This window comes from Pseudomonas sp. P97.38, from assembly GCF_001269745.1.
Taxonomy (GTDB): domain Bacteria; phylum Pseudomonadota; class Gammaproteobacteria; order Pseudomonadales; family Pseudomonadaceae; genus Aquipseudomonas; species Aquipseudomonas chlororaphis_E.
Genome location: NZ_LHVJ01000025.1, coordinates 145,989 through 166,762, shown reverse-complemented (window position 1 = coordinate 166,762; position 20,774 = coordinate 145,989). Strand labels below are relative to the sequence as shown.

At 64.2% G+C, this 20,774-nt stretch carries 16 protein-coding genes; 7 read left to right on the top strand and 9 right to left on the bottom strand.

Features of this window, described 5'->3' with window-relative positions:
* Position 1: 1 nt before the first annotated feature.
* Positions 2–826 carry an SDR family oxidoreductase gene (locus AD664_RS20980; protein ID WP_053149326.1) on the top strand — a complete coding sequence of 275 codons (825 nt, stop codon included), beginning with the start codon at positions 2–4 and terminating at the stop codon, positions 824–826.
* Between the two features lie 548 nt (positions 827–1,374).
* Here AD664_RS20980 and AD664_RS20975 read toward each other — a convergent pair.
* The 4 genes from AD664_RS20975 to AD664_RS20960 all read right to left on the bottom strand — a co-directional run bounded on the left by AD664_RS20975 (position 1,375) and on the right by AD664_RS20960 (position 6,159).
* Positions 1,375–2,238: an HlyD family secretion protein gene (locus AD664_RS20975; RefSeq protein ID WP_053149323.1), complete on the bottom strand. Its 864-nt coding sequence runs from the start codon at positions 2,236–2,238 to the stop codon at positions 1,375–1,377.
* A gap of 10 nt (positions 2,239–2,248) precedes the next feature.
* Positions 2,249–2,449, bottom strand: coding sequence for a DUF1656 domain-containing protein (locus AD664_RS20970; RefSeq protein WP_024617598.1), 201 nt, complete (start codon positions 2,447–2,449; stop codon positions 2,249–2,251).
* Positions 2,439–4,631: an FUSC family protein gene (locus AD664_RS20965; RefSeq protein ID WP_053149320.1), complete on the bottom strand. Its 2,193-nt coding sequence runs from the start codon at positions 4,629–4,631 to the stop codon at positions 2,439–2,441. Before AD664_RS20965 ends, AD664_RS20970 begins: the two co-directional genes overlap by 11 nt.
* Before the next feature lie 67 nt (positions 4,632–4,698).
* The gene (locus AD664_RS20960) at positions 4,699–6,159 is read right to left on the bottom strand and encodes an efflux transporter outer membrane subunit (RefSeq protein ID WP_053149317.1); all 1,461 of its coding nucleotides are present in this window, start codon (positions 6,157–6,159) and stop codon (positions 4,699–4,701) included.
* 307 nt (positions 6,160–6,466) lie between these two features.
* Between AD664_RS20960 and AD664_RS20955 the strand changes: the two genes are divergently transcribed.
* A complete protein-coding gene (locus tag AD664_RS20955; RefSeq protein ID WP_042731881.1) occupies positions 6,467–7,435 on the top strand; it encodes a LysR family transcriptional regulator in 969 nt (322 codons plus the stop codon).
* Between the two features lie 26 nt (positions 7,436–7,461).
* Here the strand turns inward: AD664_RS20955 and AD664_RS20950 are convergent, their stop codons facing one another.
* Complete coding sequence (locus AD664_RS20950) at positions 7,462–7,704, bottom strand: hypothetical protein (RefSeq protein ID WP_042731882.1); 243 nt, start codon at positions 7,702–7,704, stop codon at positions 7,462–7,464.
* Positions 7,705–8,005: 301 nt separating this feature from the next.
* Here AD664_RS20950 and AD664_RS20945 point away from each other — a divergent pair, with 301 nt between their 5' ends.
* The 5 genes from AD664_RS20945 (at position 8,006) to AD664_RS20920 (ending at position 16,030) form a co-directional block, all read left to right on the top strand.
* Positions 8,006–9,163: an efflux RND transporter periplasmic adaptor subunit gene (locus AD664_RS20945; RefSeq protein WP_053149314.1), complete on the top strand. Its 1,158-nt coding sequence runs from the start codon at positions 8,006–8,008 to the stop codon at positions 9,161–9,163.
* Positions 9,160–12,258, top strand: coding sequence for a multidrug efflux RND transporter permease subunit (locus tag AD664_RS20940; RefSeq protein ID WP_053149311.1), 3,099 nt, complete (start codon positions 9,160–9,162; stop codon positions 12,256–12,258). Before AD664_RS20945 ends, AD664_RS20940 begins: the two co-directional genes overlap by 4 nt.
* 9 nt (positions 12,259–12,267) lie before the next feature.
* A complete protein-coding gene (locus tag AD664_RS20935; protein WP_053149308.1) occupies positions 12,268–12,942 on the top strand; it encodes a heavy metal response regulator transcription factor in 675 nt (224 codons plus the stop codon).
* Entirely contained in the window at positions 12,917–14,296 is a 1,380-nt protein-coding gene (locus tag AD664_RS20930; RefSeq protein ID WP_053149305.1) for a heavy metal sensor histidine kinase, read from the top strand. The genes AD664_RS20935 and AD664_RS20930 overlap by 26 nt, the downstream gene beginning before the upstream one ends.
* A gap of 237 nt (positions 14,297–14,533) precedes the next feature.
* Positions 14,534–16,030, top strand: coding sequence for a sensor domain-containing diguanylate cyclase (locus AD664_RS20920; protein ID WP_053149300.1), 1,497 nt, complete (start codon positions 14,534–14,536; stop codon positions 16,028–16,030).
* Positions 16,031–16,312: 282 nt separating this feature from the next.
* Here the strand turns inward: AD664_RS20920 and lpxC are convergent, their stop codons facing one another.
* The 4 genes from lpxC to AD664_RS20900 form a co-directional block, all read right to left on the bottom strand.
* A complete protein-coding gene (gene lpxC, locus AD664_RS20915; RefSeq protein WP_030139673.1) occupies positions 16,313–17,224 on the bottom strand; it encodes a UDP-3-O-acyl-N-acetylglucosamine deacetylase in 912 nt (303 codons plus the stop codon).
* 112 nt (positions 17,225–17,336) lie between these two features.
* Positions 17,337–18,530: a cell division protein FtsZ gene (gene ftsZ, locus AD664_RS20910; RefSeq protein ID WP_042729563.1), complete on the bottom strand. Its 1,194-nt coding sequence runs from the start codon at positions 18,528–18,530 to the stop codon at positions 17,337–17,339.
* A gap of 100 nt (positions 18,531–18,630) precedes the next feature.
* Positions 18,631–19,890 carry a cell division protein FtsA gene (ftsA, locus tag AD664_RS20905; protein ID WP_042729562.1) on the bottom strand — a complete coding sequence of 420 codons (1,260 nt, stop codon included), beginning with the start codon at positions 19,888–19,890 and terminating at the stop codon, positions 18,631–18,633.
* Positions 19,891–19,905: 15 nt separating this feature from the next.
* Positions 19,906–20,772 carry a cell division protein FtsQ/DivIB gene (locus AD664_RS20900; RefSeq protein ID WP_042729561.1) on the bottom strand — a complete coding sequence of 289 codons (867 nt, stop codon included), beginning with the start codon at positions 20,770–20,772 and terminating at the stop codon, positions 19,906–19,908.
* Between the last annotated feature and the right edge of the window lie 2 nt (positions 20,773–20,774).

Here is a 20,774-nt window from a genome sequence, read left to right as displayed (position 1 = left end):
CATGCCTGTCGCGTTGATCACCGGATGTTCCAGCGGCATCGGCCGCGCCCTGGCGGATGCCTTCAAGACCGCCGGGTATCAGGTCTGGGCCAGTGCACGTAAAGCTGAGGATGTGGCGGCGCTGAGCGCCGCCGGGTTTACCGCTGTTCAGTTGGACGTGAATGATGGCGCGGCGCTGGAGCAGTTGAGCGAGCGGATCAACCAGCAGCACGGCGGCCTCGATGTGCTGATCAACAACGCCGGCTATGGCGCCATGGGCCCGTTGCTCGACGGTGGCGTACCAGCCATGCAGCGCCAGTTCGAGACCAATGTGTTCGCCATCGTCGGCGTGACGCGCGCGCTGTTTCCGGTACTGCGTCGGGCCAGGGGGTTGGTGGTGAACATCGGTAGCGTTTCCGGGGTGCTGGTCACGCCGTTCGCCGGCGCCTACTGCGCCTCCAAGGCCGCCGTGCATGCGTTGAGCGATGCCTTGCGCATGGAGCTGGCGCCGTTCGGCATCCGGGTCATGGAAGTCCAGCCCGGCGCCATCGCCTCCAGCTTCGCCAAGAACGCCGGCCACGAAGCCGAACAGTTGCTCACCGAACAATCACCCTGGTGGCCCCTGCGCGACGGCATCCGCGCCAGGGCCAGGGCTTCCCAGGACAACCCGACCCCAGCCGACGAATTCGCCGCCGGACTGCTCAAGGCCGCCCAACAACCCAAGCCACCCCGCCTGCTGCGCCTGGGCAACGGCAGCCGGGCCTTGCCCTTGATGGCGGGCTTGCTGCCCAAGGGGTTGCTGGAGAAGGGCTTGAGGAAGCGGTTTGGCCTGGGGGGCTCGCTTTAACGCCGGGCATTTTTTGGGGCGGCTGCGCCACCCAGCGGGAGCAAGCTCCCTCGCCACGGGGACCGCGACGGCCGCAAACCTCCCGGCCACTTCCACAAGAGAGTGTGGTTCGGGCGCAGATTTGGCCCCAGCCCCGGCTCTATTCTATTGTGGGAGCGGGCTTGCCCGCGAAAGCGTCAGCACAGCCACCGTCAATGCCAGCTGACCCACCGCCTTCGCGAGCAAGCTCGCTCCCACAGGAGGATTGTGGTTTGGGCGCAAATTTGGCCTCAACCCCGGTTCTCTTGTGGGAGCGGGCTTGCCCGCGAAAGCGTCAGCACAGCCACCGTCAATGCCAACTGAACCACCGCTTTCGCGAGCAAGCTCGCTCCCACAGGAGGATTGTGGTTCGGGCGCAGATTTGGCCTCAGCCCCGGCTCTATTGTGGGAGCGGGCTTGCCCGCGAAAGCGTCAGCACAGCCACCGTCAATGCCAGCTGACCCACCGCCTTCGCGAGCAAGCTCGCTCCCACAGATTTCGTGGCACGCCACAAATCCCTGCTCCCACATTCACCGCTCGGCCTGGTTTTCGACCACCACGGTGCAGGTCATCCCCGCAGCCAGCAGTACGCCCTCGGGCACTTCATCGAGGTGGATGCGCACCGGCACCCGCTGGGCCAGGCGCACCCAGTTGAAGGTCGGGTTGACGTCGGCGATCAGCTCGCGGCTTTGCGGGTTATCGCGGTCGTAGATGCCGCGGGAGATGCTTTCCACGTGCCCCTTGAGCACCTCGCCGCTCATCAGTTGCAGTTGCGCCGGATCGCCGATCCGCACCTTGGGCAACTTGGTCTCTTCGAAGAAGCCGTAGACCCAGAACGAGTTCATGTCCACCACGGCCATTTTCGCCTCGCCGATGCGCGCATAGTCGCCACGGTGGACGTTGAGGTTGGTCACGTAGCCGTCCACCGCCGCGCGGACTTCGGTGCGCGTCAGGTTCAACTCGGCGGCCTCCAGTTGCGCCTGGGCGTGCTGGTAATCGGCCAGGGCCGAATCGGCGATGTTGCTGGCGTCATCGCGGTTTTCCCGGGAGATCACCAGGCTGTCGAGGTCGGCACGGCGATGGGCGTTGACCTTGCGCATTTCCCAAGTGGCCTTGCGCGAGGCCACCAGGGAGCGGGCCTGCTTGACCGCGATGCGATAGTGCTCGGGGTCGATGCGCATCAGCAGGTCACCCTTGCTCACCCGCTGGTTATCGCGAACCGCCACCTCGACCACTTCACCACTGACATCGGCGGCCACGTTGATGACGTCCGCCCGCACCCGGCCATCGCGGGTCCAGGGCGTGTTCATGTAGTGCTCCCACAACGCACGGCCGATCCACAGCGCCAGGGCCAGCACCAGCAACGTCGCAAGCAGGCTGAAAAACTTTTTCATCGCATCGATCTCAACGGTAGACCGTCAGCGCCAACGCGCCGAACAGACAGGTAAACAGACTCAGGCGCAGCAGCGCCGGGTGCCAGAAGAAGCGGTACAGGTCCAGCCCGGACAGGAAACGGTCCAGGGCCCAGGCCAAGGCGGCGGCGATGAAGAACATCAGGGTCATGGTGGGCATGTACACGCCATGGAAGGCGATCTCACGAGGCATGTTCAGGTTCCTGGCGCAGCGGCGGTGCGTAGGCCGCCAATGGTGATTGCGGGTCGAGCAGCGAGGTGCGGATGAAATGCAGGTAGCTTTTCACCCGCCGCAGGGCGGACGTGTCGAAGTGCGGCGCGAAGGGTTCGTCAGTGGCCTGCACGCGCCCGATGGCGTGATCGACCGCCGCCAGGGCACGCTCCAGGTTGCTGCGGCCCGGCTGGCGGAACAGCCGCACCAACGCCCTGCCCATCCCGCGAATGGCCTGGCGCCACGGCTGGCTTTCGGCATACGCCGGGTGCACCGGCAGGATCGCCTGCTCCTTGCGCAACTCGATGATCGCGTGGCCGATTTCCAGCACCACGAACATCCAGCGCAGCAGGGCGCGCTGCACCCCAGGCTGGCCCGCCGCCAAGCCATAGGCCTGGTGCAGCAGGTCCCGACTACGGCTTTCGAACCCCGAGGCCAGGCCCTTGAGCTTGCCACTGATGGCGAACACCACTTGCTCGCGCAAGTCCTGTTCGAGCCGACGCCACAGCCAACGGCTGTTGGGCGGCAGGATGATCGCGCCGGCGGCCGCGCACACCAGCATGCCGAGGATCATCGCCAGGTAATCGTTGATGAACGCGTAGGGGTTGTAGACGGTCAGGTTGTCCGGCACCGAGCCGGTGCAGAAGAAGATCAGCAACCCCAGCCCGACGCCGGCGTACTGCGGTCGTGAACTGAGAAACGACCCGAGCATGATGACCGGCGCGAGCATCACGCAGAGCAGCGGGAAACCGTCGATCAAAGGAAACACGAAGAACATCTCGACGAAACCGATCAACGCGCCAAGCAAAGTGCCGCAAGCCATCTGGAACGCCATGCGCTTGGGGTTCGGCGTCGCCGCCGACAAGCCCACGGTGGCCGCGGCGATCATGGTCATCGTCGCGCCGCTCGGCCAGGCCGTGGCCACCCAATAGCTGCCCAGCACCAGCAGGATGAAGGCGGCGCGAAACCCCGAGGCGGCCGCCGCCAGGCCATTGGTCTGGGGCACGAACGGCTCGTCCCAGCGCTCACGTTCGTGACGGTGGTCGGCCAGGGAGGCGTGGGTCAGGGCATAACCGTGCAGGTCGTCGACAAAGCGGTAGAGCAGTTCATAAGCCGTATGGAAATCCAACTGCTGGGCGTCGCTCGGTGCCGTTTCCTGGAACAGCGCCCGCAGCCGCCGCACCTGCGCCGGCAGGTCGGCCTTGTACTCGGCCAGCGCCACCGCCAGCCGCCCCGCATCGGTGTCGGTCAGCGGCCGGCCACTGAAACCGTCCAGCCGTTCCGCCAGCGTCTGCAAGCCCGGCTTGATGGCATTGACCACGTGATCGGCGGCGCTGCCACGCAGGCGTTCTAGCAACTGGTGCAAGGCGTTGAAGCGGGTGGTGATGCCCATGAATTCGCTGTTCAGGCGACTGAGCCGGCCATTGCGGCGGCGCATGTGCGGGTCTTCGAACACGGTCACACTGCGCAGGCTTTCCAGGCCGACAGCTTCGGCGATGAAGCGCACATTGCCGGCTTCGAATGCCTCCCGCCGGCTGCGTCCGCGCAAGCCATCGGTGACGAACAGGGCAAACACGCCGAAGCGCTGGTACAAGGCGTTGCGCATGGCGGCACTGGCGGTCTGCGGCAGGATCGCGGCGCTGACCAGGGTGGCGCAGAGAATCCCCAGGGAAATCTCCAGCACCCGCCAAACCGCCGCCATGAACGCCCCTTCCGGGTGGGCCAGCGCAGGCAGGCCGATCATTGCAGCGGTGTAGCCGGCCAGTACGAAACCGTATGCACGAAAGTTGCGATAACGCGCCGCGCCGGCCGTGCAGAGACCGACCCACAGCGTCAGGCTGCCGAGAAACAATTCGGTGTTCTGGGCGAACAGGGCAATCAACGCCACCATCACCGCCGAGCCTGCCAGGGTGCCGAGAAAGCGGTAGAAACTCTTGGCGAACACCTGGCCACTCTGCGGCTGCATGACGATGAACACGGTGATCATGGCCGTGCGCGGCTGTGGCAGTTCCAGGCGCATCGCCAACCACAGCGTGAGGAAGGCGGCCAGCAGGACCTTGAACATGTAGACCCAGGTCACCCCGTCGCTGCGGGCCCAGTCGTAGAAGCCGCGGCGCCATTCGAGGCGGTAGAGCCAGCGCAGGGAGGCAAATAGCGGTGTCATAGGCAGCACTCAACCAAGGACAACACTGCCCCTGTGGCAAGCGCCCTCGCCACGGTACGGTTCCAGTTCATTTCGCGGGCACATCACTACCGGCGTCGAGCCCGCCGCCCAGCGCCGTCACCAGGTCGGCGTGGGCACTCAGGCGCGCGGCCTCCACCTGCTGTTGCACCTGTTGCTGCTTGAACAACAGGCTCTGGGCGTTGAGCACGTTGAGGTAGTCGGTCAGCCCGCGCTGGAACGCCACCAGGGCGATGTCGTAGGTGCGTTGCGCGGCCGCCACGGACTCGGCGGCGAAGGCGTGTTGCTTGTCCATGGACTGGCGACGGATCAGCTGGTCGGAGATGCCCTTGAGCGCATTGACCAGCGTCTGGTTGTAATGCGCTACGGCCAGGTCATAGCCGGCGGCCGCCTCGCCCAACTGCGCGCGCAGGCGCCCACCCTCGAAAATCGGCAGCGAGATCGCCGGCCCGACGTTGTAAGTGAGCTTCTTGCCGGTGAGAAACTCCAGCATGCCGCCGCCGGTGGCCATGTAGCCCAGGCTGCCCACCAGGTCGACATTGGGGTAGAACCCCGCGTGGGCCACGTCGATGCCCCGGGCCTGGGCCGCCACTTGCCAACGCCCCGCCACCACATCCGGACGCTGGCCGAGCAGGTCGGCGGGCAGAGCCGAGGGCAGTTTCAAGGGCGCGCCAAGGGCCAGCGTCGGACGCTGCAATTGTGCCCCCGCCCCCGGTCCCTTGCCCGCCAGCGCGGCCAATTGATTGCGACTCAAGGCAATGGCTTCGTCGATGGCGTCGAGTTGACGGTGAGTCTCGGGCAACGGCGCCTGGGCCTGGCTCACCTCGAAATGAGTGCCGATGCCGCCCTTCAGGCGTTTTTGCGCCAAGTCGAGAATCTGCTCATGTTGGTGCAGCGTCGCGACGACGATATCCCGCTGGGCGTAGTGCAGGGACAACTGGATGTAGGCGTGCACGATGTTGTTCTGCAGTTCCAGTTGCGCCTGCCGCGCCTCGGCCACACTGGCGTGGGCCAGGTCCACCGCTCGCTCGCTGGCGTTGCGCTCCCGGCCCCACAGGTCCAGGGCATAGCTCAAGCCCAGGGCGGCATTGTTGTCCCAGGTGGTGGTATTGGCCAGCTCGCCAGGGCCGTAGAACTGATCGGTGGGCCAGTTGTGACGCTTGAGGGTCGCTTCGCCGTTGACCTGCAGCGACTCGGCGGCCTCGACCACACCGGCCATGGCCTTGGCCTGTCGAACCCGGGCCGCGGCCATCGCCAGGCTCGGGTTGCCTTGCAGGGCCAGGTCGATCCAGCGATCCAACTGCCGATCGCCATAAGCCTGCCACCACTGGCGTTCGGGCCAGTGGGCATCGCGGGCGGCTTCGCGAATGGCGGCATCGGTGGCCAGTTGATCGGCCGACATGGCCTCGCCCTGCGGCGCAATCCCTCCCGTACCGATGCAACCGCTGATGGTGAACGCCAGAACCCAAACACTGAGAGTCTTCAGCTCTCTGCTGATGCAACGCGGCACTTGCGAAATTCCTAGGAGAGAGAATCAAGAACCTGTGGGAGCGGGCTCGCCCGCGAAGAGGGACTGACGTTCAACATCATCGATTACAGGCCAACCGCTTTCGCGAGCAAGTCCGCTCCCACAGGATGCGCGCCAGACTCCAGGCGGACCCAAGCCACAGTGGAGGCAATTCTAGGTACGAGGCTCACCGGCGATAAGCCGACCTTTCTGCGAATCTTTGTTACCGTTAACGCGATAATCCCATCGTCGGGGTCCCGTAGCGCTGTAACTTCATGTCACAATTTGCTACCTCCCAAGAGAGCCCTCCATGGACACCTTGCAAAACATGCGCGCGTTCAGCTGTGTTGCCGAAGCTGGCAGTTTCACCGCTGCCGCCGCGCAACTGGACACCACCACGGCCAACGTTTCGCGCGCGGTTTCCAACCTCGAAGCCCACCTGCAAACCCGCTTGCTCAACCGCACCACCCGACGGATTGCCCTGACCGAGGCGGGTAAGCGCTACTTGCTGCGTTGCGAGCAGATCCTGGCGTATGTGGAAGAAGCCGAAGCCGAGGCCAGCGATGCCCACGCGCGCCCCGCCGGGCAGTTGAAGGTCCACACCATGACCGGTATCGGCCAGCATTTCGTGATCGACGCCATTGCCCGCTACCGCAAGACCCATCCGGACGTCACGTTCGACCTGACCCTGGCCAACCGGGTGCCGGACATCCTCGACGAGGGCTACGACGTGTCCATCGTGCTCGCCAGCGAGCTGCCGGATTCGGGTTTTGTCTCCCAGCGCCTGGGGATCACCTACAGCATCGTCTGCGCGTCCCCGGCCTACGTGAAGGCCAGCGGCTGCCCACAAAAGCCCAGCGACCTGCTCAACCACGCCTGCCTGAGGCTGGTCAGCCCGGTCATTCCGCTGGAAAAATGGGTGTTCGACGGCCCGGAAGGCCAGGAAATGGTCACCATCAACAGCTCACCGTTCCTGGTGAATTCTGCCGACGCGATGAAAACCGCGATCATCAGCGGCATGGGGATCGGGGTGTTGCCGGTGTACGCCGCCATCGAAGGCCTGCGTAACGGCACGCTGGTGCGGGTCATGCCCAACTACCGCTCCCAGGAACTGAACCTCTACGCCATCTACCCTTCACGCCAATACCTGGACGCGAAGATCAAGACCTGGGTCGAATACCTGCGCGGCTCGTTGCCGGAAATCCTGGCGGCGCACCAGGCCGAGCTCACGGCCTATGAATTGAGTGGCAGCCTGGCGGGCGCACGGGCGGTGAACTGAAACCGCCCGTGCTCAAGAGAGGCGGCTCAGCGCTTGCCCATCGAGCGACGCGTGCCGGGAGGCGCGGCGCCCGGGGTCTTGGTGTGGCCGTTCTTCGCGCCGTTCTTGTACCACGGCTGTTGCGCGGCCCCTTTGGCCGCGGCCAACTCGCCGGGCTTGAACGGAAATTTGAAGGCCGGGATCACCGCCTTGTCGCGCTCGGCGCTGGGAACATCGCTGTCAGGCCGCTCGGCCTGGTCGTCGGCGAGCGACGGTGTCGGGGAAGTCATGTCAATGTGTTCACTTGAGGTGGGACATCAATCCGTGGCGAGGGAGCTTGCTCCCGCTGGGCTGCGCAGCAACCCCACAATAGGTGCGTGTCGGGCCGGTTGAGCGAGCCACGAAAGCGCGCAGTATACCCGCCCGCCACGGCAATGCATCGGGCAGATTCGATCAGCGTCACCACTCGTCCGACAGCTCCTTGGGACGAAACTGACGCGCCTGTCAGTTAGCCGTCACCTTCCTGACCGCCTCGCAACGCTATATAAGAGCGGTAGAAATCCCACCGTCCTGAACCGGCTCTTCGCATCCATGCACATCCAGAAAAAAACCGTCCTGCTCGTTGCGTTCCTGGTCGCCCTGGCGGCCCTGGCCTTCTGGTTGCTCATGAAGCCCGTCACCGCCAAGCCTGCCGCGCCCGCCGCCATTCCGGTGCGGGTGGTCAGCGTGGTGCAAAAGGACGTGCCGCGCTTTGCCAGCGGCATCGGCACGGTGCTGTCGCTGCACAGCGTGGTCATTCGTCCGCAGATCGACGGCATCCTGACCCGCCTGCTGGTCAAGGAAGGGCAACGGGTGCAAAAAGGCGACCTGCTGGCGACCATCGACGACCGCTCGATCCGCGCCAGCCTCGACCAGGCCAGGGCCCAGCTCGGCGAGAGCCAGGCCCAACTGGCGGTGGCCCAGGTCAATCTCAAGCGCTACAAGCTGCTGAGCGTCGACGACGGCGTGTCGAAGCAGACCTACGACCAGCAACAGGCTTTGGTCAATCAGCTCAAGGCCACGGCCCAGGGCAACCAGGCGGCCATCGACGCGGCCACGGTGCAGTTGTCCTACACCCAGATCCGTTCCCCGGTGACCGGGCGCGTCGGCATCCGCAACGTCGACGAAGGCAACTTCCTGCGCACCAGCGACACCGAAGGCCTGTTCACGGTGACCCAGATCGACCCGATCGCGGTGGAGTTCTCCCTGCCCCAGCAAATGCTGCCCACCCTGCAACGCTTGATCGCCGCGCCCGACCAGGCCCTGGTCCAGGCGTTCATCGGTGCCGATGCCACGACCGGGGAACTGCTCGGCGAGGGCCGGCTGAGCCTGATCGACAACCAGATCAACGCCAACACCGGGACGCTGCGGGCCAAGGCTGAGTTCAGCAACGCCGCGCAACGCTTGTGGCCGGGGCAACTGGTGACCCTGAAGATCCAGACCACGGTCGACAAGGACGCCCTGGTGGTGCCGCCCGCCGTGGTCCAGCGCGGGCTGGAGCAACACTTCGTGTACCGGGTCAAGGGCGATACGGTGGAAAGCGTGCCGGTGGTGATGGTTCATCAGGACAGCGACCTGAACATCATCAAGGGCGTGAACCCCGGCGACCAACTGGTCAGCGACGGCCAGTCACGGCTCAAGCCCGGCAGCCACATCCAGGTGCTCAGTGACCCGCCGGCCCTGGCCAAGTCCGCGGAGCCGCAACCATGAAGGGCCGCGGCTCGATTTCGACGTGGTGCATCAACCACCCGATCGCCACGGTGCTACTGACGTTCGCCCTGGTCCTGCTGGGGCTGATCGCGTTCCCCCGGCTGCCCGTCGCGCCGTTGCCGGAAGCCGAATTCCCGACCATCCAGGTCAACGCCCAGCTACCCGGCGCCAGCCCGGAAACCATGGCGTCGTCGGTGGCGACACCGCTGGAGGTGCAATTCAGCGCCATCCCCGGCATCACCCAGATGACCTCCAGCAGCGCCTTGGGCTCGACCAACCTGATCCTGCAATTCAGCCTCGGCAAAAGCATCGACACCGCCGCCCAGGAAGTGCAGGCGGCCATCAACACCGCCGCCGGCAAACTGCCCAACGACATGCCGAACCTGCCGACCTGGCGCAAGGTCAACCCGGCCGACAGCCCCGTGCTGATCCTCAGCATCAGTTCCACCCTGATGCCCGGCACCGAGCTGAGCGACTACGTCGAAACGCTTCTTGCCCGTCAGATCAGCCAGATCGATGGCGTAGGACAAGTCAACATCACCGGCCAGCAGCGCCCGGCGATCCGGGTCCAGGCCTCGGCCGACCGGCTTGCCGCCATCGGCCTGACCCTGGCCGACATCCGCCTGTCGCTGCAACAGGCCAGCCTCAACCTGGCCAAGGGCGCCCTGTACGGTGAATCGAGCATTTCCACCCTGTCCACCAACGATCAGTTGTTCCAGCCCGAGGAATACCGTGAGCTGATCGTGTCCTACAAGAATGGCGCACCGGTGCACCTCAAGGACGTCGCCAAGGTCATCAGCGGCTCGGAAAATGCCTACGTCCAGGCCTGGTCCGACAACGAACCGGGGCTCAACCTGGTGATCTTCCGGCAGCCGGGGGCGAACATCGTCGAGACCGTCGACCGTATCCAGGCGGCCCTCCCGACCCTGCAAGCCATGTTGCCCGCCGCGATGCAGGTCAAGGTGCTGATCGACCGAACCCAGACCATCCGCGCCTCGCTGCACGAAGTGGAAATCACCCTGCTGATCACCGTGTTGCTGGTGGTGGCGGTCATGGCCCTGTTCCTGCGCCAGCTCTCGGCAACCCTGATTGTCTCGGCTGTGCTGGGGGTTTCGCTGACCGCCAGTTTCGCCCTGATGTACATCATGGGCTTCAGCCTGAACAACCTGACCCTGGTAGCCATCGTCATTTCGGTGGGTTTCGTGGTCGACGATGCGATCGTGGTGGTGGAGAACATCCACCGTCATCTTGAGGCCGGCGAAGGCATGCGCGAGGCGGCGATCAAGGGCGCCGGCGAGATCGGCTTCACGGTGGTGTCCATCAGCTTCTCGCTGATCGCCGCGTTCATCCCGCTGCTGTTCATGGGCGGCGTGGTCGGGCGGCTGTTCAAGGAATTTGCCTTGACGGCCACCTCCACCATCCTGATCTCGGTGGTGGTGTCGTTGACCCTGGCGCCGACCCTCGCCGCGCTGTTCATGCGCGCCCCGGTGCATCATGCCCACGGCAAGCCGGGTTTCGGCGAACGCCTGCTAGCCCGGTACGAACGCGGCTTGCGGCGGGCCCTGGCTCATCAGAAGCTGATGATCGGCGTGTTCGGCCTGACCCTGGCGCTGGCCGTGGGCGGCTACGTGTTCATTCCCAAGGGCTTCTTCCCGGTCCAGGACACCGGCCTGGTGCTGGGCACCAGCGAGGCCGCCGCCGACGTGTCGTTCCCGGACATGGTCGCCAAGCACAAGGCCCTGGCCGACATCGTCGCCGCCGACCCGGCCGTGGCAACCTTTTCCCACTCCGTCGGCGTTTCGGGCAACAACCAGACCATCGCCAACGGCCGCTTCTGGATCGCCCTCAAGCCTCGAGACCAGCGGGATGTCTCGGCCAGCGGCTTCATCGACCGGATTCGCCCCAAGCTGCTGAAGATCCCCGGCGTGGTCCTGTACCTGCGAGCCGGGCAAGACATCAACTTAAGCTCCGGCCCCAGCCGTGCCCAGTATCAATACGTGCTCAAGAGCAACGACGGGCCGAGCCTCACGGCCTGGACCCAGAAGCTCACCGACAAATTGCGTGGCAACCCGGCGTTCCGCGACATCTCCAATGACTTGCAGCCAGGTGGCAGCATCACTCACATCAACATCGACCGCAGTGCCGCCGCGCGCTTCGGCCTCACCGCCAGCGACGTCGACCAGGCCTTGTACGACGCCTTCGGCCAGCGGCAGATCAACGAGTTCCAGACCGAGACCAACCAGTACAACGTCATCCTGGAACTCGACACCGCACAACGCGGCAAGGCCGAGAGCCTGGCGTACTTCTACCTGCGCTCGCCCCTGAGTGGCGAAATGGTGCCGCTCTCAGCCCTGGCCCGCTTCGATGCACCGAGCAGCGGCCCGTTGTCGATTGCCCACGACGGCATGTTCCCGGCCGCCAACCTGTCGTTCAACCTCGCACCGGGCGTGGCGTTGGGGGATGCGGTGTGGATGCTCGACCAGGCCAAGAACGAGATCGGCATGCCGGCCGCCATCACCGGCAACTTCCAGGGCGCGGCCCAGGCGTTCCAGAGTTCGCTGGCCAGCCAGCCGTGGCTGATCCTCGCCGCGCTGGTGGCGGTGTACATCATCCTCGGCGTGCTTTACGAGAGCTTCGTGCATCCGTTGACCATCATCTCCACCCTGCCCTCGGCGGGCCTCGGCGCGCTGATCATGCTCTGGCTGCTGGGCCAGGACTTTTCGATCATGGCCCTGATCGGCCTGGTCCTGCTGATCGGCATCGTCAAGAAGAACGGCATCCTGATGATCGACTTCGCCCTCGATGCCCAGCGCAACGGCGGGTTGGCCCCCCAGGAAGCGATCTTCCAGGCCTGCGTGACCCGGTTCCGGCCGATCATGATGACGACCCTGGCCGCCCTGCTCGGCGCCCTGCCGCTGATGCTCGGCTACGGCACTGGCGCGGAACTGCGCCAGCCATTGGGCATCGCCGTGGTGGGGGGCCTGCTGGTGAGCCAGGCGCTGACGCTGTTCACCACGCCGGTCATATACTTGTGGCTCGAGCGACTGTTCCATCGGCCCAAGCCAGCGCCGACGGCCCTGGCGACCACACACTGAGGCCGGCCCATGCGTGTCCTGATCATCGAAGACGAAGAAAAAACCGCCGACTACCTGCACCGCGGCTTGAGCGAACAGGGCTACACCGTGGACGTCGCACCGGACGGCATCGAGGGCCTGCACCTGGCCCTGGAAACCGATTACGCGGTGATCGTGCTCGACCTGATGCTGCCGGGCCTGGACGGCTTCGGCGTGTTGCGGGCCTTGCGCGCCCGCAAGCAGACCCCGGTGATCATGCTGACCGCCCGGGAACGGGTCGAGGATCGCATCAAGGGGCTGCGCGACGGCGCCGATGACTACCTGGGCAAACCGTTCTCCTTCCTCGAACTGGTGGCCCGCCTGCAAGCCCTGACCCGCCGCAGCGGTGGCCACGAACCGGTGCAGGTGACCATCGCCGACCTGTGGATCGACCTGATCAGCCGCAAGGCGACACGGGCCGGGCAACGCCTGGACCTGACCGCCAAGGAGTTTTCCCTGCTCAGCGTCCTGGCCCGTCGCCAGGGCGAGATCCTATCGAAAACCGCCATTGCCGAAATGGTCTGGGACATCAATTTCGACAGCGACGCCAACGTGGTCGAAGTGGCGATCAAGCGCCTGCGGGCCAAGCTCGACGGGCCGTTCGAGCAGAAGCTGCTGCACACGATCCGCGGCATGGGCTATGTGCTGGAGAGCCGCAGTGAGTAACAGCCTCGCCCTGCGCCTGAGCGGGATGTTCACGCTGGTGGCGGCGTTGGTGTTCCTGTTGATCGGCGGTGCGCTGTACCAGCAGGTTGCCAAGGGCCTGGGCCTGTTGCCGGAAGCCGAACTCGATGCGCGCTACAGCGTGCTCGAATCCACGGTGGGCCGCTACGGCACCCCCGAACACTGGGTGAAGATCAATAACAAGCTGCGGTTGCTGGGCGAAGAAGACAAACGCATCCATTTCTGGATCGTCAGCGGCGACCCACGCTTCGAGTACGGCAACCCGGATGCGCAGATCCGCGCCTTCGCCGAGGGGCCGCTGGGCAAGCGCGACATGAAGCTGCCTCACCGGCCCTATCCGATGAAAGTGCTGGTCAGTCAGTTCCCGGCCAAGGACCAACGCCCACCGTTGCGCTTCATGATCGGCATCGACACCGAGACGTTCTACCAGACCCAGCACCGTCTGCTGGTGGCGCTGGTGAGCCTGGCCATCGTCGGCGTGCTGCTGGCATCCCTGCTGGGGTATTGGGTGGCGCGGATCGGCCTCAAGCCCTTGATCAAGTTGTCCGACGAAGCCCAGCGCCTGACGCCGCCACGGCTGTCCGGGCGCTTGCAACTGACGCCATTGCCGCCGGAGCTGAGCCAGTTCGTCAGCTCCTTCAACGCCACCCTCGACCGGGTCGAACTGGCCTACTCGCGGCTCGAATCGTTCAACGCCGATGTCGCCCACGAACTGCGTTCCCCGCTGACCAACCTGATCGGCCAGACCCAGGTGGCGTTGACCCGCGGGCGCTCGGCCGAGCATTACTTCGAAGTACTGCAGTCAAACCTCGAAGAGCTGGAACGGCTGCGCTCGATCATCAACGACATGCTGTTCCTCGCCAGCGCCGACCAGGGCAGCAAGGCCACCAAGCTGACCAGCACCTCCCTGGCCGGCGAGGTGGCGACCACCCTCGACTACCTGGACTTCATCCTGGAAGACGCCCAGGTCCAGGTCCGGGTCAGCGGCGATGCCCAGGCCAACATCGAGATCGCCCACCTGCGCCGGGCGCTGATCAACCTGCTGAGCAACGCCGTGCAGCACACCGCTGCCGGGCAGGTCATCGACGTGCGCATCGAGGCCCAGGCCGACCAGATCACCCTGGCCGTCACCAACCCCGGCGAACCGATTGCCGGTGAACACCTGCCTCGCCTGTTCGAACGCTTCTACCGGGTCGATGCCTCGCGCAGCAACAGCGGCGCCAACCACGGATTGGGGCTGGCGATCGTCAAGGCCATCGCCCTGATGCATGGCGGCGACGTGTTCGTGCACAGCGAACGAGGTGCCAACACCTTCGGGATCCGCTTGCCCGCCTGACGTTCCAGGCGGCGCATCCCGACGGCCTATTGCCCATTGAATGCTGGGCGAAAGGCAATTGAATCAGAATCAGGCGATCTCGGCCTGCGACATCGGCGAACGGGTGATTGCGCAGAGATGGATTGCCCGCCCTCACCGATCCAAGCACAATCAGCAAAAGGCCAGCATACGGCTCATTTGCCAGCCGCGTGCCCTTTGGGATGGATCCCCGCCACAGACAATGCAGACACTGTAACCATGAGCACGAGCAGTGCGACACCCGGCAATACCCTGTTTTCGATACGCTCGGAACGGGCACTCGTTTTCGCCAGCTCACTGGTGGTCACGGCCATCCTGAGCATCGTGACGTTCCTGCTGATTCGCGAACATACCAGCGCACAACTGGCCGCTACCCGCGCGGCCACCAACATCGTGCAACTGATCGACGCCGACGTGCTGCGCAACGTCGAGCTCTATGACCTGTCGCTGCAAGGCCTGATCACCACGGCCAAGCGCAGTGACCTCAACGGGGTGTCGCCGGCGATTCGTCACCTGGCCCTGTTCGACCGCGCCACCGCCGCGCCCTACAAGGGCGACATCCTGCTGCTCGACAAGCGCGGTGACGTGATCGCCGACTCCGCCTCGGTCATCCCGCGCCAGGGCAATTACGCCGACCGGGAATATTTTCGTGCGCACGTCGACGACCCGAGCCTGGGCATGATGATCAGCCGTCCGTTTCGCTCCAGGAGTGTCGCCCAGGACTGGCGCATCAGCTTCAGCTATCGATTGAACGATGAACAGGGTGAGTTCATGGGCGTGGCCGAGGCCGGGATGCGCTTGAACTACTTCAGCCAGCTGTTCAAGAGCCTGAACATTGGCCACGGCGGCACGGTGAACCTGATCAGCCGCGACGGGATCCTGCTGGCACAGGAGCCGCCCCTGGCCGACGACTTGATCGGCAAGGACTTCAGCAACCGGCCGAACTTCGTGCGCATCCTGAAGGAAGGCAATGGCAGTTTCACCAGCGTGTCCAGCGTCGACCAGAGCACGCGCCTGTACACCTTTTCCCAGGTGGGCAACCTGCCGTTGATTGTCGTGGTGGCGTTGTCGTCCCAGGAAGTGTTCGCCTCGTGGAAACGCACGGCGTTGATGGTCAGCGGCGCGACCGGCGCGCTGTGCATCGCCTTGCTCTGGCTCACCTGGCTGCTACGTCGCGAATTGCGCCGCCGCCATCGGGCCGAGCGGAACCTGGCACAACTGGCATCGATCGACGCCCTGACCGGCCTGGCCAACCGTCGGACCCTGGATGTGAAATTGCATCAGGAGTGGCTGCGTTCCCAGCGCTCGGGGCAACCGCTGTCGGTCATGATGATCGATGCCGACCACTTCAAGGCCTACAACGATCGCCACGGCCACCAAGGCGGGGACGAGGCCCTGCGAAGCCTGGCCCAGCTCATCGACGAACACGTCCGTCGCCCCGCCGACCTTGCCGCGCGCTATGGCGGTGAAGAGTTTGCGGTCGTGGTGCCGGAAACCACCACCGCCGGCGCCTTCACCATGGCCCAGAATATCCGCCAGGCCGTGGAACAACTGCCGCCTCCCGTCCCGGGGGAAGCCCCGATGACCGTCAGCATCGGTATCGCTACCTGGGCCAAAGGACCGTACGGCGACCTCGAACAACTCCTGGTCGCCGCCGACAAGGCGCTGTACCAAGCCAAGGCCAGCGGCCGCAACCGCGTTGTGTGCGCCATGTAATCCCGGCCCTCTTCACATCTGGACAACCGTGGCGAGGGAGCTTGCTCCCGCTGGACTGCGTAGCAGGCCCAAAAAAGGTCAATGTGGTGTGCCTGATACACCCAGGCGCCTGCTCCAGGGGGCCGCTTCGCAGCCCAGCGGGAGCAAGCTCCCTCGCCACGGAAACCGGCTTACACCAAACCTCTGTGCGAGGGGGTTTATCCGAAACGGTCCCTTGATAAACAACCGGCATAAAAAAAGGCCACCCTAAGGCAGCCTTTAAAAACTAGAGAGGTTTTTTGCTTACACGGCCGCGACAGGGCGCATGTAAGAGATTGGTGCGGTGCTGGCGTCTTCGAACGTCACGACTTCCCAAGCATCTTTCTGCTCAATCAACTTGCGCAGCAGCTGGTTGTTCAGTGCGTGGCCGGACTTGAAGCCCTTGAACTCACCAATCAGGCTATTGCCCAGCAGGTAGAGGTCGCCGATTGCATCGAGGATCTTGTGTTTGACGAATTCGTCTTCATAACGAAGGCCGTCTTCGTTCAACACGCCATCGGAATCGACCACGATCGCGTTTTCCACGCTGCCGCCGAGTGCGAGGTTGTGCTTGCGCAGGTACTCGATGTCACTCATGAAGCCAAAGGTACGGGCGCGGCTGACTTCTTTTACGAACGAAGTGCTGGAAAAGTCCACGCTTGCACTCTGGGTGCGGTCCCGGAAAACCGGGTGATCGAAATCGATCTCGAAGCTCACCTTGAAACCTTCGAAAGGGACGAAAGTGGCGCGCTTGTCGCCATCTTCCACGGTCACTTCCCGCAGGATGCGGATGAACTTCTTGGCCGCGTCCTGTTCTTCCAGGCCAGCCGATTGAATCAGGAATACGAAGGGTCCGGCACTGCCATCCATGATCGGGACTTCGGACGCGGAGAGCTCGACGTAGGCGTTATCGATGCCCAGGCCAGCCATGGCCGAGAGCAAATGCTCCACCGTATCCACTTTGGTGTCACCGTTGACCAATGTGGTCGACATGGTGGTTTCACCAACGTTTTCCGCGCGAGCAGGAATCTGCACCACAGGGTCGAGGTCGGCACGACAAAACACGATGCCGGTATCGACAGGCGCGGGCTTGAGGGTCAGGTAGACCTTCTCGCCCGAGTGCAGACCGACACCTGTGGCACGGATAATATTCTTCAGGGTGCGTTGTTTAATCATGGCATGGGCCGCTTCAGCGCAAATTGCGAACTGGTATCAACAAAGGCTGGCGATGATAGCAGACCAGACCTTTGCTGAACACCAATCACCCGTATCCCCCTGATACATTTCATCAATCGGCCTGACGACGCAGGAATGCCGGGATGTCCAGGTAATCCAGATCGTCTTGCGGATTCATCTTCGCGGCAGTCGCAGCACCGGCCTGGGCCTGGTTGCGCATGACGGTCGGACGGTCCAGGTCACGGTAGTTCACCGCAGGCTGTTCCTGACGAACGGGAGCCTGTTGCTGTGGCTGGGAGGCCATGGCGGTCTGTACGGTGTTGTCGATCACCTTCATCGGCTTCTCGATTTTCGCGCCCAGGCCGGTGGCAACCACGGTCACGTGCAGCTCATCGCGCATGTCGGGGTCGATCACGGTGCCGACCTTGACCATGGCGTGGTCGGAGGCGAAGGCTTCGATGATGCTACCCACGTCGGAGTACTCGCCCAGGGACAGGTCGGGACCTGCGGTGATGTTCACCAGGATACCGCGAGCGCCCTGCAGGTTGACGTCTTCGAGCAACGGGTTGCGGATGGCCGCTTCGGTCGCTTCGCGCGCACGGTTCGGACCGCTGGCGCAGCCAGTGCCCATCATCGCCATGCCCATTTCGGACATCACGGTGCGCACGTCGGCGAAGTCGACGTTGATCATGCCCGGACGCTTGATGATGTCGGAGATACCGCGAACGGCACCGGCCAGTACGTCATCGGCCTTGGCGAAAGCCGACAGCAGGCTGGCGTCCTTACCCAGGATGGTCAGCAGCTTCTCGTTGGGGATGGTGATCAACGAGTCGACGCTTTCGCTCAGCGCGCGGATGCCTTCATCGGCGATCTGCATGCGCTTGCGGCCTTCGAACGGGAACGGACGGGTCACCACGGCAACGGTGAGGATACCCATCTCCTTGGCCACTTCGGCAATGATCGGCGCTGCACCGGTACCGGTACCGCCGCCCATGCCCGTGGTGATGAACACCATGTTGGTGCCAGCCAGGACTTCAGCGATGCGCTCGCGGTCTTCCAGGGCAGCCTGACGGCCAACCTCGGGATTCGCGCCAGCACCCAGGCCCTTGGTCACGCCGGTACCCAGTTGCAGGATGGTCCGCGCGCCGATGTTTTTCAGCGCTTGAGCATCGGTGTTGGCGCAGATGAACTCGACGCCCTCGATGTTGCTCTTGACCATGTGGTTGACAGCGTTGCCGCCGCCACCGCCGACACCGATTACCTTGATAACCGGGCTAGCGGGGATGTTGTCTACGAGTTCGAACATTTTCCCTCTCCTTTCATTCTCTAGTTTTTTCGCCTACTGCGTTTGCTGCCGTCTTCCGGCGCCAAGCCTGAAACTCGTCGCCTGAAGCTTGAAACCTGTATCAGAAATTGCCTTTGACCCAAGCCTGCAACCGCTCCAGCAGCGGCGCCTTGGCCTCTTCGCTGTTGTAGCTGTCGCGGCTGCCGATGCCTGAGAACGAGATGCCGTCGGACTGCTTCTGCAGGCCGTACATCAACAGACCCACGCCGGTGGAATAGATCGGGTTGCGCACCACGTCATCCAGGCCCTTGACGCCATGGGGCACGCCCAGGCGCACCGGCATGTGGAAAATTTCCTCGGCCAGCTCGACCGCGCCTTCCATCTTCGAGGTGCCGCCGGTCAGCACGATGCCGGCCGGGATCAGGTCCTCGTAGCCGCTGCGACGCAGTTCGGCCTGGATCAGGGTGAACAGTTCGTCGTAACGCGGCTCGACCACTTCGGCCAGGGCCTGGCGGGACAGCTCGCGCGGCGGACGGTCGCCGACGCTTGGCACCTTGATGGTTTCACCGGCGCCGGCCAGTTTCGCCAGGGCACAGGCGTAGCGAATCTTGATTTCCTCGGCGTACTGGGTCGGAGTGCGCAACGCCATGGCGATGTCGTTGGTCACCTGGTCGCCGGCAATCGGGATCACGGCTGTGTGGCGGATGGCGCCTTCGGTGAAGATCGCGATGTCGGTGGTGCCGCCGCCGATGTCCACCAGGCACACGCCCAGCTCTTTCTCGTCGTCGGTCAGCACCGAGTAGGCCGAGGCCAGTTGCTCGAGGATGATGTCGTCGATTTCCAGGCCGCAGCGGCGCACGCACTTCTCGATGTTCTGCGCGGCGTTCACGGCGCAGGTGACCACGTGGACCTTGGCTTCCAGGCGCACGCCGGACATGCCCAGGGGCTCGCGGACGCCTTCCTGGTTGTCGATCACGTAGTCCTGCGGCAGGGTGTGCAGTACCCGCTGGTCGGCCGGGATCGCCACGGCCTGGGCCGCATCGAGCACGCGCTCAAGGTCCGCGGAGCTGACTTCGCGATCACGAATCGCGACGATGCCGTGGGAGTTCAGGCTGCGGATGTGATTGCCCGCCACGCCGACGAACGCCGAGTGGATCCGGCAACCGGCCATCAGCTGCGCTTCTTCGATGGCGCGCTGGATCGATTGCACGGTGGACTCGATGTTCACCACCACGCCTTTCTTCAAGCCACGGGACGGATGGGTACCGATCCCGACGATGACCAGCGTGCCGTCGTCCGCGACCTCGCCTACCAGCGCTACCACCTTGGAAGTGCCGATATCCAGACCGACGATCATTTTTCCGCTTTGCACGTTTGCCATGGGTCCTGCCTCTTCTTAATTCTTCGCGACGGCGGGTTCGGCCGTCGTCGGCGCTACAGGTTCCCGCCAGCCAACAGCCAGGCCGTTGGCGTAGCGCAGATCGATGCGCGCAATGTTCGTAATCTGTTCTTTGAGCGTCTTGTCATAGATGGCAATGAAGCGGCGCATCTTTTCCACCAGGTTGCCGCGACCGAGCAGCAGCTCGATGCCCGGCCCCGAGCTGCCCGCGCCAGTGGTCAAAAACCAGCTGCCGCGCTCACGCAACTCCAGGCGCGCGATGGAGAAGCCCAAGGGCCGCAACATCTGGCTCAACACCTGGTACTGCTGCATCACTTGCTGTTGGGCCCGCTGTGGACCGAACAGTTGTGGCAAATGTTCATAATTGGCCAGTTCCCGAGGCGTGAACGCCTGGCCCTGGTTGTTCAACAGCGACTCGTCGCCCCAACGGGCCACCGGAAGCTGCTCTTCCAGGCGGATCGACACCTGGTCGGGCCACACGCGCCGGACCTCGGCATGGGCGATCCAAGGCATCTGCTCCAGTTCCGTGCGCATGCCCGCCAGGTCGATGGTGAAGAAGCTCGACGCCACGAATGGCGCGATCCGCTGCTGCACCGCCTGCTGGCTGATGTAACTCAGGTCGCCCTGCACGTTGATCCGGGCGATCGGCCGGTCGGCATAAGGCAGCAGCCGCTGGGCCCCTTCGTACGTACCGAACCCCAACGCCACCAGCAGTACCGGCCAGAATAGGCTCTTGAGAAAACCAAAGTTGGCTTTCGGCAAGCGCGCCGACATCGGCTCCTTGGCCACCATTCGGCTGGCACCCCGCGGCACCGGCTTGCGGCCGGGTGCGGATGGCTGATGACGAAGCGATGCGCCTTGCATGG